This window comes from Streptomyces sp. NWU339, from assembly GCF_003143855.1.
In the GTDB taxonomy this organism is placed as follows: domain Bacteria; phylum Actinomycetota; class Actinomycetes; order Streptomycetales; family Streptomycetaceae; genus Streptomyces.
This window is the reverse complement of sequence record NZ_QFRK01000016.1, coordinates 14,216-26,757: the sequence shown is the minus strand read 5'-3', so window position 1 is coordinate 26,757 and position 12,542 is coordinate 14,216. Positions and strand designations below refer to the sequence as shown.

Below are 12,542 nucleotides of genomic sequence, written 5' to 3'. Positions count from 1 at the left end.
TCACCGCAGGGGCCGGTCAGCGGCTGAGTGCCGGGATGATCTCCGCGCCGTACGCGTCGATCGTCGCTTCCTGTGCGTCGTGCATGTCGTACACGGCGAACTGGTCCACACCCAGCCCGCGCAGCGCCCTCAGCTTCTCGATGTGCGCCTCGGCCGGTCCGAGCAGGCAGAACCGGTCGACGATCTCGTCGGTGACGAAGTCCGTGGACGGGTTGCCGGCCCGCCCGTGGTGGCTGTAGTCGTAGCCGTGCCGTTCCTTGATGTACGACGTCAGCGCCTCGGGGACCATGCCCGAGTGCTCGCCGTAGCGGGCGACCAGGTCCGCGACGTGGTTGCCGACCATGCCGCCGAACCAGCGGCACTGGTCGCGGGCGTGTGCCAGATCGTCGCCGACGTACGCCGGGGCGGCGACGCAGACGGTCACGGAGGCGGGGTCACGCCCCGCCTCCGCGGCCGCGGCCCGTACGGCCTTCACCATCCACTCGGTCAGGTACGGGTCGGCGAGCTGGAGGATGAAACCGTCGGCCTTCTGCCCGGCGAGGGCGAGCGCCTTCGGCCCGTACGCCGCCATCCAGACGGGCAGCCTGCCGTTCCTCACCCACGGGATCCGCAGCGGCTGCCCGTCGACCTCGGCCTCACGCCCCTCGGCGAGGTCGCGGATCGCGTCGATCGCCTCGCCCAGGCGGGCCAGGGTGTCGGGCTTGCGTCCGGCGACACGCATCGCGGAGTCGCCGCGGCCGATTCCGCAGACGGTGCGGTTGCCGAACATGTCGTTGAGGGTGGCGAAGGTGGAGGCCGTGACCTCCCAGGTGCGGGTGCCCGGGTTGGTGACCATCGGGCCGACCTTCAGCCCGGTGGTGTTCGCCAGGATCTGGCTGTAGATCACGAACGGCTCCTGCCACAGCACGGCGGAGTCGAAGGTCCAGCCGTGCGTGAAGCCGTTGCGCTCCGCGCGCCGCATCAGGCCGACCACCCGCGAGGCCGGCGGATCGGTCTGCAGAACGAGTCCGAAGTCCATGCGCACCGCTCCTAGTCGAGGTACTGGCAGGTGGAACGCGGGGTGTAGGCACCGTGCCCGGCGCGTCCGGTGTACTCCCGCTCGGTGATGACCGGTTCGCCGCGCGAGAGGACGGTCTCGACGCGGCCGGTGACGCGTGTGCCCTCGTACGCCGAGTAGTCGACGTTCATGTGGTGCGTCTCGGCGGAGATGACCTGCTCGGCGTGCGGGTCGTAGATCACGACGTCGGCGTCGGCGCCCGGGGCGAGAGTGCCCTTCTTCGGGTAGAGGCCGAACATGCGGGCCGGGGTGGCGCAGGCGATCTCGATCCAGCGGCGGCGGGTGAGGTGTCCGTCGAGGACGGCCTGGTGGAGCAGGTCCATCCGGTTCTCCACGCCCGGCATGCCGTTGGGGATCTTGGAGAAGTCGCCGCGGCCGAGGTCCTTCTGGCCGGTGAAGCAGAAGGGGCAGTGGTCGGTGGAGACCACCTGAAGGTCGTTGGTGCGCAGCGCCCGCCACAGGGAGGCCTGGTGTTCCTTCGGCCTCAGGGGTGTGCTGCACACGTACTTGGCGCCCTCGAAGTCCGGCTCGGCGAGGTTGTCCGCCGACAGGAACAGGTACTGGGGACACGTCTCGCCGAAGACGTTCAGGCCCTCGTCGCGGGCCCGGGTCAGTTCGGCGACCGCCTCGGCGGCGGAGACGTGCACGACGTACAGCGGGGCGCCGGCGACCTGGGCGAGCCGGATGGCGCGGTGGGTGGCCTCGGCCTCCAGCAGGGCCTTGCGGACCTCCCCGTGGTGGCGGGGGTCCGTCTCGCCGCGGGCCAGCGCCTGTTCGACGAGCACGTCGATCGCGAGGCCGTTCTCGGCGTGCATCATGATCAGGCCGCCGTTCTCGGCGGAGCGCTGCATGGCGCGCAGGATCTGGCCGTCGTCGGAGTAAAAAACCCCTGGATACGCCATGAATTGCTTGAACGACGTGATCCCTTCTTCCACCAGAAGGTCCATTTCCTTCAGTGTCTTCGGGTTCACGTCGGAGACGATCATGTGGAAGCCGTAGTCGATGGCGCAGTTGCCCTCGGCCTTGGCGTGCCAGGTGTCCAGCCCTTCGCGCAGGGAGCGGCCGACGCTCTGCACCGCGAAGTCGACGACGGTGGTGGTGCCGCCCCAGGCGGCGGCCCGGGTGCCTGTCTCGAAGGTGTCGGAGGCGAAGGTGCCGCCGAACGGCAGCTCCATGTGGGTGTGGGCGTCGACGCCGCCCGGGATGACGTACTTGCCGGTGGCGTCGATGACCCGGCCGTCGGTGAACGCGGCGGCGGCCGGGGTGCCGGAGGCGGCGAGGGCGGCGATGCGGCCGCCCTCGATCAGGACGTCGGCGTGGATCTCGTCGGAGGCGGTGATGACGAGGCCACCACGGATGACGGTACGGCTCATGCGTTGACCCTCCGCTGGATTGTGGTGGGGGGTGCGGGTCGCCGGTGGCCGGTCGCGCGGTTCTCGCGCGACCCGCGACCGGGCCCGGCCCTTCGGGCCGCTACAGTGCGCTCCGCAGCGCGTGTTCGAGGATCGCGGCTCCTTCCTCGGCCTCCGCCACGCTGAGGGACAGCGGTGGGGCGATGCGCAGGGCGCTGGTGTTGTGGCCGCCGCCCTTGCCGATGAGCAGTCCGCCCCGGCGGGCGGCCTCCAGTACGGCCGAGGCGGCCTGCGGGTCGGCCTCGTCGGTGCCCGGTTTCGTCAGCTCGACGCCGATCATCAGCCCGCGCCCGCGCACCTCCCGTACCGCGGGCACCTGGGCGGCGACGGCCCGCAGGCGTTCGAGGAGCATGCCGCCGACCCGCCGGGCGTTGCCCTGGAGGTCGTGCTCCAGCAGGTAGGTGAGGTTGGCCAGGCCGGCCGCCATGGTGACCTGGGTGCCGCCGAACGTCGAAATGCTGTTGGCGTCCAGGCAGTTCATGATCTCGGCGCGGGCGATGACACCGCCGATGGACATGCCGTTGCCGATGCCCTTGGCGAAGGTCACGATGTCGGGCGGGCCGCTCCGGGCGTGGGCCTGCCAGCCCCAGAAGTGGTCGCCGGTGCGACCCCACCCGGTCTGCACCTCGTCGGAGATCCACAGGATGCCGTGTGCGTTCAGCACCTCGCGGAACGCCGCGTACAGTCCGTCGGGCGGTGAGGTGAAGCCGCCGACGCCCTGGATCGGTTCGGCGATCAGTGCCGCAGGCGGGCGGGTGTGGCCGAGCAGGTCCTTGAGGTCGTCGACGCAGGCCGCGATGAAGTCGTCGTCGCCGAGCGACGCGTACGGGCCTCGGGTGCGCACGCCGCCGTGCACGTACAGGGTCTGCAGCGGGGACAGCGAGGTCGGGGACCAGCCGCGGTTGCCGGTGACGCCGACCGCGCTGAAGGAGCGGCCGTGGTAGCTGTTACGCATCGCCAGGACCGAGTTGCCGCGCCGGTAGGTGGTGGCGAGCAGCAGGGCGGTGTCGTTCGCCTCGGTGCCGGAGGTGGTGAAGAAGACCCGGGCGTCCGGGATTCCGCTCAACTGGGCTACGCGTTCGGCGAGTTCGACCATCTGCCGGTCGAGGTAGAGGGTGGAGGAGTGGATGATCCGCCCGGCCTGCTCGGCGACCGCCTTCGTCACCTCGGGCAGGGCGTGGGCGGTCATGGTGGTGAGGATGCCGCCGAAGAAGTCGAGGTACCGGTTGCCCGCGGAGTCCCAGACGTGGCGGCCCTCGCCGTGGGTGATCTCGATGGGCTCCTCGTAGTAGAGGGCGAGCCAGTCGGGGAGCACGGAGCGGTGGCGGCCCAGCAGGTCGTCGGTCACGGCCGCACCAGTCCCTCGTAGGCGTCGGGGCGGCGGTCGCGGTAGAACGCCCACTGCTGCCGCACGTCCTCGATGAGGTCGAAGTCGAGGTCCCGGACCACGAGTTCCTCCTTGCTGTCGCTGGCGACGTCGCCGACGAACTGGCCACGGGGGTCGACGAAGTACGAGGTTCCGTAGAAGTCGTTGTCCCCGTACTCCTCCTGGCCCACCCGGTTGATCGCGGCGACGAAGTACTCGTTGGCGACGGCCGCGGCCGGCTGTTCCAACTGCCAGAGGTAGGACGAGAGGCCGCGGTGCGTGGCCGACGGGTTGTAGACCAACTGGGCTCCGTTCAGCCCGAGTTGCCGCCACCCCTCCGGGAAGTGGCGGTCGTAGCAGATGTAGACGCCGACCTTGCCGACGGCGGTGTCGAAGACGGGCCAGCCGAGGTTGCCGGGCTTGAAGTAGAACTTCTCCCAGAACCCCTTGACCTGGGGGATGTGATGCTTGCGGTACTTGCCGAGGACGGTGCCGTCGGCGTCGATCACGACCGCGGTGTTGTAGTAGAACCCCGACTGCTCGACCTCGAACACCGGCACGACGATCACCATGCCGGTCTCGCGGGCCAGCTCCCGCATCCGGCGGACGGTCGGCCCGTCGGGAACGGGTTCGGCCCAGCGGTAGTGCTCGGCATCCTGGACCTGGCAGAAGTAGGGGGCGTTGAAGACCTCCTGGAAACCGATGATCTTCGCACCCTGCCGGGCCGCCTCGCGGGCGTGCTCCTCGTGTTTCGCCACCATGGACTCCGTGTCGCCGGTCCAGGTGGCCTGGACCAGGGCGGCTCGTACGACGTGTGCCATGAGCTACTCCTTCGACGCGACGTCAGCGCCTCTACGCCCGTAGAAACGGTCGTAGAGGGACGAACGTAAGCCTCTCGGGCGGCCTTGCCAAGACCATCGTCGTCAACCCGCGGGGTCGATCATGATTCGCACTCCGGTGGGTGAGTCCCCGTCCCGGGCCCGGTTCCAGACCCCGCCCCGGGCCCGGTCCCGGGCTCAGGCAGCGACCGACGGCGTGACGGGCGGCGGGACGGAGGGCGCGGCAGGCGGCACGACGGGCGGTACGGCCGGGGCGCAGCGGCCCACCAGCTCGTCCATCGACAGGTCGAGCGCGCGGGCGAGGGCGGCCACCGTGAAGAACGCCGGGGTGGGGGCCCGCCCGGTCTCGATCTTCCGGAGGGTCTCCGGGGAGACGCCCGCGCTCGCCGCGACCCGCGTCATGCTCCGGTCGCCGCGCGCCTCCCGTAGTAGCCGGCCGAGCCGCTCGCCGCGTTCGCGTTCTTCGGGGGTGAGAGGGGTGCGTACCATGCCGTCATTCTAATACCGGTATAGTAATTGGCATGGTGGAGTTGAAGACCGACATGTCGATCGACGCGATGTACGAGGCGGGCCAGGTCGTCGCGGACGCCCTGAAGGCCGTACGGAAGGCCGCCGGGGTGGGTGTTTCCCTGCTGGAGCTGGACGAGGTGGCCCGTGAGGTGCTGCGCGGGGCGGGGGCGGGCTCGCCCTTCCTGGGCTACCGGCCCTCCTTCGCCCCTACCCCGTTCCCCGCCGTCCTCTGCGCGTCGGTCAACGACGCGATCGTGCACGGCGTCCCGGACGGCTACCGGCTGCGCGACGGCGACCTGGTGTCCGCGGACTTCGGCGCCGAGCTGGGCGGCTGGGTCGGCGATTCGGCGGTCAGTTTCATCGTGGGCACCCCGCGTGCGGGCGACGTGAGGCTGATCGAGACCGCCGAGCGGGCCCTGGCGGCGGGCATCGAGGCCGCCGTCGTCGGCAACCGCATCGGGGACATCGCGCACGCGATCGGCACGGTGTGCCGCGCGGCGGGCTACGGCATCCTGGACGGCTTCGGCGGGCACGGCATCGGTCGCCGTATGCACGAGGACCCGCCCGTCCCCAACGAGGGCCGGCCGGGCCGGGGCATGCCGCTGCGGCACGGCATGGTGCTGGCGATCGAGCCCATGCTCATCGGCGGCGGCACCGACGGCTTCCGCACCGCGCCCGACGGCTGGACCCTGCGCACCGTCGACGGCTCGCGCGCCGCCCACGCCGAACACACCGTCGCGATCACCGCCGCCGGCCCCCGCGTCCTGACCGCCCGCTGAGCACGGCTCCCGCGAGGCCCCGCGGACCTGCCGCGGGCGTGCTCCGCCCGGCCCGCTTCCGAGGTGCTGCGCCGAAGCGATCGTGCGAAGGTGTTCTACGAGCGCGCCGCAGGCAGCACACACACGCCACACGCACACCGTGCGGCCCCCTACGCACCGCGGGGACACGCACGGGTGTAACCGGGAGACGGTCGGGCACCCGCGTCCGGACCGTACGTCGAGCAGTGAGCGCGCCCCGGGGCTCCTTCGGGTTCCCGGTTCCGCCCGGCCCAGGGGAATCCCGCGGGGGCGCCGGAACGGATGTCCATGAGCAGCGGGTTCACGGGTCCGCAGGGCTACGGCTCGGACCCCTTCGGAGAATTCCTCGCACGCTTCTTCGGCGGGCCTCGCCCCCGGCAGATCGACATCGGCCGGCTGCTGAGCCAGCCGGCCAGGGAGCTGGTGCGCGGCGCCGCGCAGTACGCCGCCGAGCACGGCAGCCGGGACCTGGACACCCAGCACCTGCTGCGCGCCGCGCTCGCCACCGAGCCGACCCGCGACCTGATCAGCCGGACGGGCACGGATCCCGACTCGCTGGCGGCGGAGATCGACGAACGGTCCGGGCCCGTCCAGCACGGGCCGGACGACGCCCCGCCGCCGACGTCGCTCTCGCTGACCCCCGCCGTCAAACGGGCCCTGCTGGACGCCCACGACCTGGCCCGGTCGACCGGGGCCGGCTACATCGGCCCGGAGCACGTCCTCAGCGCCCTGGCCGCCAACCCCGACTCGGCCGCCGGGCACATCCTGAACTCGGCCCGGTTCACCTCCGCCGGGATGCCGCTGCCGTCCGACGCGCCGGACGCCGCGCCGCCGCGCCCCGAGCGGCCCCGCCCCGCGACGGGCACGCCGACGCTGGACAAGTACGGCCGTGACCTGACCGAGCTGGCCCGCGAGGGCCGGATCGACCCGGTGATCGGGCGGGAGGAGGAGATCGAGCAGACCGTCGAGGTGCTCTCCCGACGCGGCAAGAACAATCCGGTGCTGATCGGTGACGCGGGCGTCGGCAAGACCGCCGTGGTGGAGGGGCTGGCGCAGCGGATCGCCGACGGGGACGTACCCGACGTGCTCATGACCCGGCGGGTGGTCTCTCTGGACCTGGCGGGCGTGGTCGCCGGTACCCGCTACCGGGGCGACTTCGAGGAGCGGCTGAACACCATCGTCGACGAGATCCGAGCCCACTCCGACCGGCTGATCGTCTTCATCGACGAGCTGCACACCGTCGTGGGCGCCGGGGGCGGCGGCGAGGGCGGTTCGATGGACGCCGGCAACATCCTCAAGCCGGCGCTGGCCCGCGGCGAGCTGCACATCGTGGGCGCGACCACGCTGGAGGAGTACCGGCGGATCGAGAAGGACGCGGCGCTGGCCCGCCGCTTCCAGCCGGTCATGGTGCCGGAACCCACGGCCGCGGACACGGTCGCGATCCTGCGCGGACTGCGCGACCGGTACGAGGCCCACCACCAGGTCCGCTACACCGACGAGGCGCTGGTGGCGGCCGTGGAACTGTCCGACCGCTACCTCAGCGAGCGCCGCCTGCCGGACAAGGCGATCGACCTGATCGACCAGGCCGGCGCCCGGATTCGGCTGCAGGCCCGGACCAAGGGCACGGACGTACGCGCCATGGAGCGGGAGCTGGAGCAGCTGACCTACGACAAGGACCAGGCGGTCGCCGACGAGAAGTACGAGCAGGCGACGCAGTTGCGCGACCGCATCGGCGAGCTGAAGGAGCGGATCGCCGATGCCGGCGGTGAGGGCCAGGTCGACGAGGGACAGAGCCTGGTGGTGGACGCCGAGGCGATCGCGGAGGTGGTCTCCCGGCAGACCGGCGTCCCGGTCAGCAGGCTCACCGAGGAGGAGAAGGACCGGCTGCTGGGCCTCGAGGAGCACCTGCACCAGCGCGTCATCGGCCAGGACGAGGCGGTGCGGGCGGTCTCGGACGCGGTGCTGCGCTCCCGGGCCGGGCTCGCCAGCCCCGACCGGCCGATCGGCAGCTTCCTGTTCCTCGGGCCGACCGGCGTCGGCAAGACGGAGCTGGCCCGGGCGCTGGCCGAGGCCCTGTTCGGCAGCGAGGACCGGATGGTCCGCCTCGACATGAGCGAGTACCAGGAACGGCACACGGTCAGCCGGCTGGTCGGCGCCCCGCCCGGATACGTCGGCCACGAGGAGGCGGGGCAGCTGACCGAGGTGGTGCGCAGGCATCCGTACTCGCTGCTGCTCCTCGACGAGGTGGAGAAGGCTCACCCGGACGTCTTCAACATCCTGCTCCAGGTCCTCGACGACGGCCGGCTGACCGACTCCCAGGGCCGGACGGTGGACTTCAGCAACACCGTCATCGTGATGACCAGCAACCTCGGTTCCGAGGCGATCACCCGGCGCGGTGCGACGCTGGGCTTCGCGACGGGCGGCGCGGAGGCGGACGAGGAGGCTCGGCGCGAGCAGATCCTGCGGCCGCTGCGGGAGCACTTCCGGCCCGAGTTCCTCAACCGGATCGACGAGGTGGTGGTGTTCCGCCAGCTCACCGCCGTGGAGCTGCGGCAGATCACCGATCTGCTGCTGGAGGGGACGCGACGCGGCCTACGGGGCCAGGGCGTCACGGTCGAGTTCACCGACGCCGCCGTGGACTGGCTGGCGCAGCGCGGCCATCAGCCCGAGTACGGGGCGCGGCCGTTGCGCCGCACCATCCAGCGCGAGGTCGACAACCAGCTGTCCCGGCTGCTGCTGGACGGCAGTGTCCAGGGCGGCGACCGGGTGACGGTGGACACGGCGGACGGGAACCTCACGTTCCGGACCGGGGCGAGGGACGGGACCGGCACCGAGCCCGTCGGTCCCGAGCCCGACGGGGCCGGCGGGGCCGGGCCCGGGGAGGCACCGGCTTCCGGGCGGTGAGCGGGTGGGCCGGACGCCCCTCCGGCTTCCGCTCACCGCGCCGGAGGGCGCCGTTCCCGGCCCGCGGGCCACCTCACCGGGTCACCGGCGCTCCGGGTGCACGACCATCGCGGAACCGCCGCCCCGGCGGGTCTTCTCCGCTGCGGCGAGCCATCGGCCGTCCGGCAGCCGCTGCACACCGGTGGTCGCGCCGATCTCCGGGTTCTCCTGGAACGAGTGCCCGATCGCCTCCAGTTTCTGCCGCAGCGCGCTGTCGTACAGGCCGGGTTCGAGGTCCGTGCGGGCCGTGTTGCGCTGGCTGGCGCGCGGTGCGGCGATCGCGTCGATCAGCGGCAGGCCTCGGTCGAGGAACCCGGTGAGGGTTTGCAGCACGGTGGTGATGATGGTCGAACCACCGGGCGAACCGAGCGCCACGACCGGCCGGTCGTGCCGGTCGAGCACGATCGTCGGGGCGATCGACGACCGGGGCCGCTTGCCGGGCCCCGGTAGGTTCGGGTCGTGCACGGCCGGGTTCGCCGGGGCGAAGGAGAAGTCTGTCAGCTCGTTGTTGAGCAGGAAGCCGCGGCCGGGCACGGTGATGCCGCTGCCGCCGGTCTGCTCGATGGTGAGGGTGTAGGCGACGACGTTGCCCCACCGGTCGGCGGTGGTGAGGTGCGTGGTGTTCTCGCCCTCGTACGTCGTCGGGGCCGCGGTGCCTCCCGCCGCGCAGGGCGCGGGGTCGCGCGGGTCGCCGGGGGCGAGCGGGCTGGTGAGGACCGCGTCGTCCTCGATGAGGCACTCGCGGGAGTCGGCGTACCGCTGGGAGAGCAGTTCCTTCGTGGGTACGTCCTCGAAGGCGGGGTCGCCGAGCCAGCGCCCCCGGTCCGCGAACGCGATGCGGCTCGCTTCGATGAAGCGGTGCAGGTAGCGGGCGTCGTCGGCCCGGGAGAGGTCGGTCCGCTCCAGGATGTTGAGGGCCTCGCCGACCGTGGTGCCGCCGGAGGAGGAGGGCGCGACGGAGTAGACGTCCAGACCGCGGTACGACGTCTTCGTGGGCGGCTGGGGCTTGGCGCGGTACGCCGCGAGGTCCCGGGTGGACAGCTCGCCGGGGCGGGCGTTCCAGCCGGAGTCCGGGTCCACGGGCGGCTTGTTGACCGTGTTCACGACGTCCCGGCCGATACCGCCCCGGTACAGCGCGTCGACGCCCTTGCGGCGCAATTCCGCGTAGGTGCGGGCGAGATCGGGGTTCTTGAAGGTGGAGCCGACGACCGGGAGCCGGCCGCCCGGCAGGAACAGCTCGGCGGTGTCGGGGAAGTGGCGGAAGCGGGTCTCGTTGGCGGCGGTCTGCGCGCGGAAGGTCTCGTCGACGGTGAAGCCGTCACGGGCGAGCCGCTCGGCGGGCCCCAGGACCGCGTCGAGCCGTTTGCTGCCCCACGTGTCCAGCGCCCGCTGCCAGGTGGCCGGCGTGCCGGGGGTGCCGACGCCGAGGCCGCTGCTGACGGCCTCGGCGAAGGGGATCGGCACGCCGTTCTCCAGGAAGAGACCGGAGTCGGCGGTCAGCGGGGCGGTCTCGCGTCCGTCGATCGTGTGCACGGTGCGGGAGCGGGCGTCGTAGTGGACGAAGTAGCCGCCTCCGCCGATGCCTGCCGAGTAGGGCTCGGTGACGCCGAGCGCCGCGGCGGTGGCGACGGCCGCGTCGACGGCGTTCCCGCCCTTCCTGAGGACCTCGATCCCGGCGGCGGTGGCGTCGGCGTCGACGCTGGAGACCGCGCCTCCGTGTCCGACGGCCACCGGGGTCTTGGCTGGAGGGAGGCCGGGCCCGCCGCCCTGCGTGGCTGCCGGTGACGGCGCTGCCGCTCCCGACGAGACCACGATGGCGGCGACCGCCGCGACCGTGAGTTTCCGTCCGACACGATGACGCATTCGCACCTCCGTTGAAGGGCCGTTCGCGCAGCCGCATTCATCGCCATGCCCACATCAGGAAGGTCGCGGGGCACGCCGCCGCGGCCTTTCGGACGCTCGTTCTCCGACCATCTCGAACATGGGTTTGCTCGAGCCCGCTAGCATGCGCGCCCATGAGTGACGACGTACGCAACATCGTTCTGGGTGTGGTCGCCTCCGGCCTCTTCGCCGCATTGGGCTGGATCGCCCGTACCTCCTTGTGGAAGCGCAGACTCCGGCGCAAGCAGGCCTTCTTCGGACTGCCGGAGAACTCCGAGTCGCTCCTCGTCGTCAACCGCGATCCTGCCACGGCGGAGCCGGCCGTGCACCGTTTCGACGTGTTCTCGCTGCTCGAGCTCTCGGCTCTGATCAAGGACTGCGGGGCGCACGTGCAGGTGGTCACGCAGGACGCGGCCCACCAGGGTTTCGGCGAGCGCACGGAGTTCTGCGTGGGAGGACCCGCGTCGAACCGGCGGATGATGGCCCACATGACGGCGATGCTGCCCGGGGTGCGCATCAACGTGGATCCGGAGCCCGGCCCGGACCGGGGCGCCTTCCGGATCGGCACCGAGCTCTACCGGATGGAACCGGGTGTCACCGAGTACGTCCTGCTCGCCCGGCTCACCGCCGGTGAACGGCGCGACGTCCGGCCGGTGTTCCTGTTCTGCGGTCAGCGCGCGATCACCAACCAGGCCGCCACCCGGTACCTCGCCCGCAACCACGAGCAGTTGGCCCGCAAGCACGGCTCGAACTCCTTCGTCCTGCTGCTGAGGGTCGTCAACTCGCAGGCGTACGGCCCCGATGTGGTGGACCTGGTGGGGGATGTGACCCGCGCGGCGCAGACCCCGCTGCCGGCGCCTGCCGCCGCCTCGACGCCCTCGGCGGAGCCGCCGTCCGCGTCCGCTCCAGCCGCCTCACGCGGCGCACGCAGGAAGGAGCAGAAGTCCTGAGCCTCCGGTGAGCGGGCGCAACCCGTCCGGCGCGCAGCTGACCTTCTTCCCGCCGGTGAGCGGCCCGTGGTGCGGGTCGTCTCCACCGCGCGAGCAGTGATCTCCGACTGCCGCCGGACGGGACTGGCTGATGTGAACCGCCACCCGCAGGGGTGGGGCGGTAGGCCCCTCCCGGCGACAGCGTCCCCGCTCCGGCTGCGAAGTCCCCTCCCCACCGGATTGGAGAGCACATCGTAGTCGAGGTCCGGCGGGACGGACTTCCCCGCGTCATCCCGTTCGGTCTTGGGGACCCCGGGCGCGTCACGCCTCCGCGACCTCGGCGTACAGCTGCGACAGCTCGGGCACCCCACTGGCGGCCCACTGGTGTCCGGAGTCCACGACGTCGAACTCCCGCCCGGAGGCGAGCCGTACGACGGGCTGTCCGTCGGACCGGATCCTCCAGGCGGCTCCCGGCACGGTGCGCACGATGACGGTGCCCAGATAGAGCCCGGCGTCGTTGCCCAGCCAGGTCAGCGTGTCCTCGTCGTCCCGCCAGCTCCCGGGCGCCAGCTGGTCCAGCGCCTCCAACGACGCCTGGGAGTCGTCCAGTCGGACTCCGGCACGGAAGGCCTGGGAGCGCAACAGCTCGCACTCGGCGAGGAGTTCCGCGATGCCCTCGGGGTCACGGACTCCTGGCTTCTCACGCCGGTTGCCCAGGAAAGGGATGTTCATCCCCCCAGCCTGACATTCGTACCGCCGTCCGCACCACAGGCGCGCTGTCGGTCCCTTCCCCGAAGACCGCCACCCC

General features: G+C 71.8%; 10 protein-coding genes. 3 read left to right on the top strand and 7 right to left on the bottom strand.

Annotated elements, in window-relative coordinates:
- Positions 1 to 16: 16 nt before the first annotated feature.
- The 5 genes from DIZ27_RS20255 to DIZ27_RS20235 form a co-directional block, all read right to left on the bottom strand.
- Positions 17 to 1,018, bottom strand: a complete 1,002-nt coding sequence (locus tag DIZ27_RS20255; RefSeq protein WP_109379851.1) for a TIGR03842 family LLM class F420-dependent oxidoreductase — start codon at positions 1,016 to 1,018, stop codon at positions 17 to 19.
- An 11-nt stretch (positions 1,019 to 1,029) separates the two neighbouring features.
- The gene (gene hydA, locus DIZ27_RS20250) at positions 1,030 to 2,430 is read right to left on the bottom strand and encodes a dihydropyrimidinase (RefSeq protein ID WP_109379850.1); all 1,401 of its coding nucleotides are present in this window, start codon (positions 2,428 to 2,430) and stop codon (positions 1,030 to 1,032) included.
- 100 nt (positions 2,431 to 2,530) lie between these two features.
- Positions 2,531 to 3,817 (bottom strand): aspartate aminotransferase family protein, encoded by a 1,287-nt coding sequence (locus DIZ27_RS20245; RefSeq protein WP_109379849.1) that lies wholly within the window; start codon positions 3,815 to 3,817, stop codon positions 2,531 to 2,533.
- Positions 3,814 to 4,656: a nitrilase-related carbon-nitrogen hydrolase gene (locus DIZ27_RS20240; protein WP_109379848.1), complete on the bottom strand. Its 843-nt coding sequence runs from the start codon at positions 4,654 to 4,656 to the stop codon at positions 3,814 to 3,816. Before DIZ27_RS20240 ends, DIZ27_RS20245 begins: the two co-directional genes overlap by 4 nt.
- Before the next feature lie 195 nt (positions 4,657 to 4,851).
- On the bottom strand, positions 4,852 to 5,163 hold the full coding sequence (locus DIZ27_RS20235) for a helix-turn-helix domain-containing protein (protein ID WP_109379847.1): 312 nt from the start codon (positions 5,161 to 5,163) through the stop codon (positions 4,852 to 4,854).
- 32 nt (positions 5,164 to 5,195) lie between these two features.
- On the opposite strand from DIZ27_RS20235, the gene map reads away from it, so the two are divergent.
- Together map and DIZ27_RS20225 are read left to right on the top strand one after the other, a co-directional pair.
- Complete coding sequence (map, locus tag DIZ27_RS20230; RefSeq protein WP_109379846.1) at positions 5,196 to 5,963, top strand: type I methionyl aminopeptidase; 768 nt, start codon at positions 5,196 to 5,198, stop codon at positions 5,961 to 5,963.
- 306 nt (positions 5,964 to 6,269) lie between these two features.
- On the top strand, positions 6,270 to 8,885 hold the full coding sequence (locus DIZ27_RS20225) for an ATP-dependent Clp protease ATP-binding subunit (protein WP_109379845.1): 2,616 nt from the start codon (positions 6,270 to 6,272) through the stop codon (positions 8,883 to 8,885).
- An 81-nt stretch (positions 8,886 to 8,966) separates the two neighbouring features.
- Here the strand turns inward: DIZ27_RS20225 and ggt are convergent, their stop codons facing one another.
- Complete coding sequence (gene ggt, locus DIZ27_RS20220) at positions 8,967 to 10,787, bottom strand: gamma-glutamyltransferase (protein WP_109379844.1); 1,821 nt, start codon at positions 10,785 to 10,787, stop codon at positions 8,967 to 8,969.
- Between the two features lie 152 nt (positions 10,788 to 10,939).
- Between ggt and DIZ27_RS20215 the strand changes: the two genes are divergently transcribed.
- The gene (locus tag DIZ27_RS20215) at positions 10,940 to 11,755 is read left to right on the top strand and encodes a hypothetical protein (protein ID WP_109379843.1); all 816 of its coding nucleotides are present in this window, start codon (positions 10,940 to 10,942) and stop codon (positions 11,753 to 11,755) included.
- A gap of 300 nt (positions 11,756 to 12,055) precedes the next feature.
- Here DIZ27_RS20215 and DIZ27_RS20210 read toward each other — a convergent pair whose 3' ends face one another.
- Positions 12,056 to 12,466 carry a DUF6278 family protein gene (locus tag DIZ27_RS20210; RefSeq protein ID WP_109379842.1) on the bottom strand — a complete coding sequence of 137 codons (411 nt, stop codon included), beginning with the start codon at positions 12,464 to 12,466 and terminating at the stop codon, positions 12,056 to 12,058.
- Between the last annotated feature and the right edge of the window lie 76 nt (positions 12,467 to 12,542).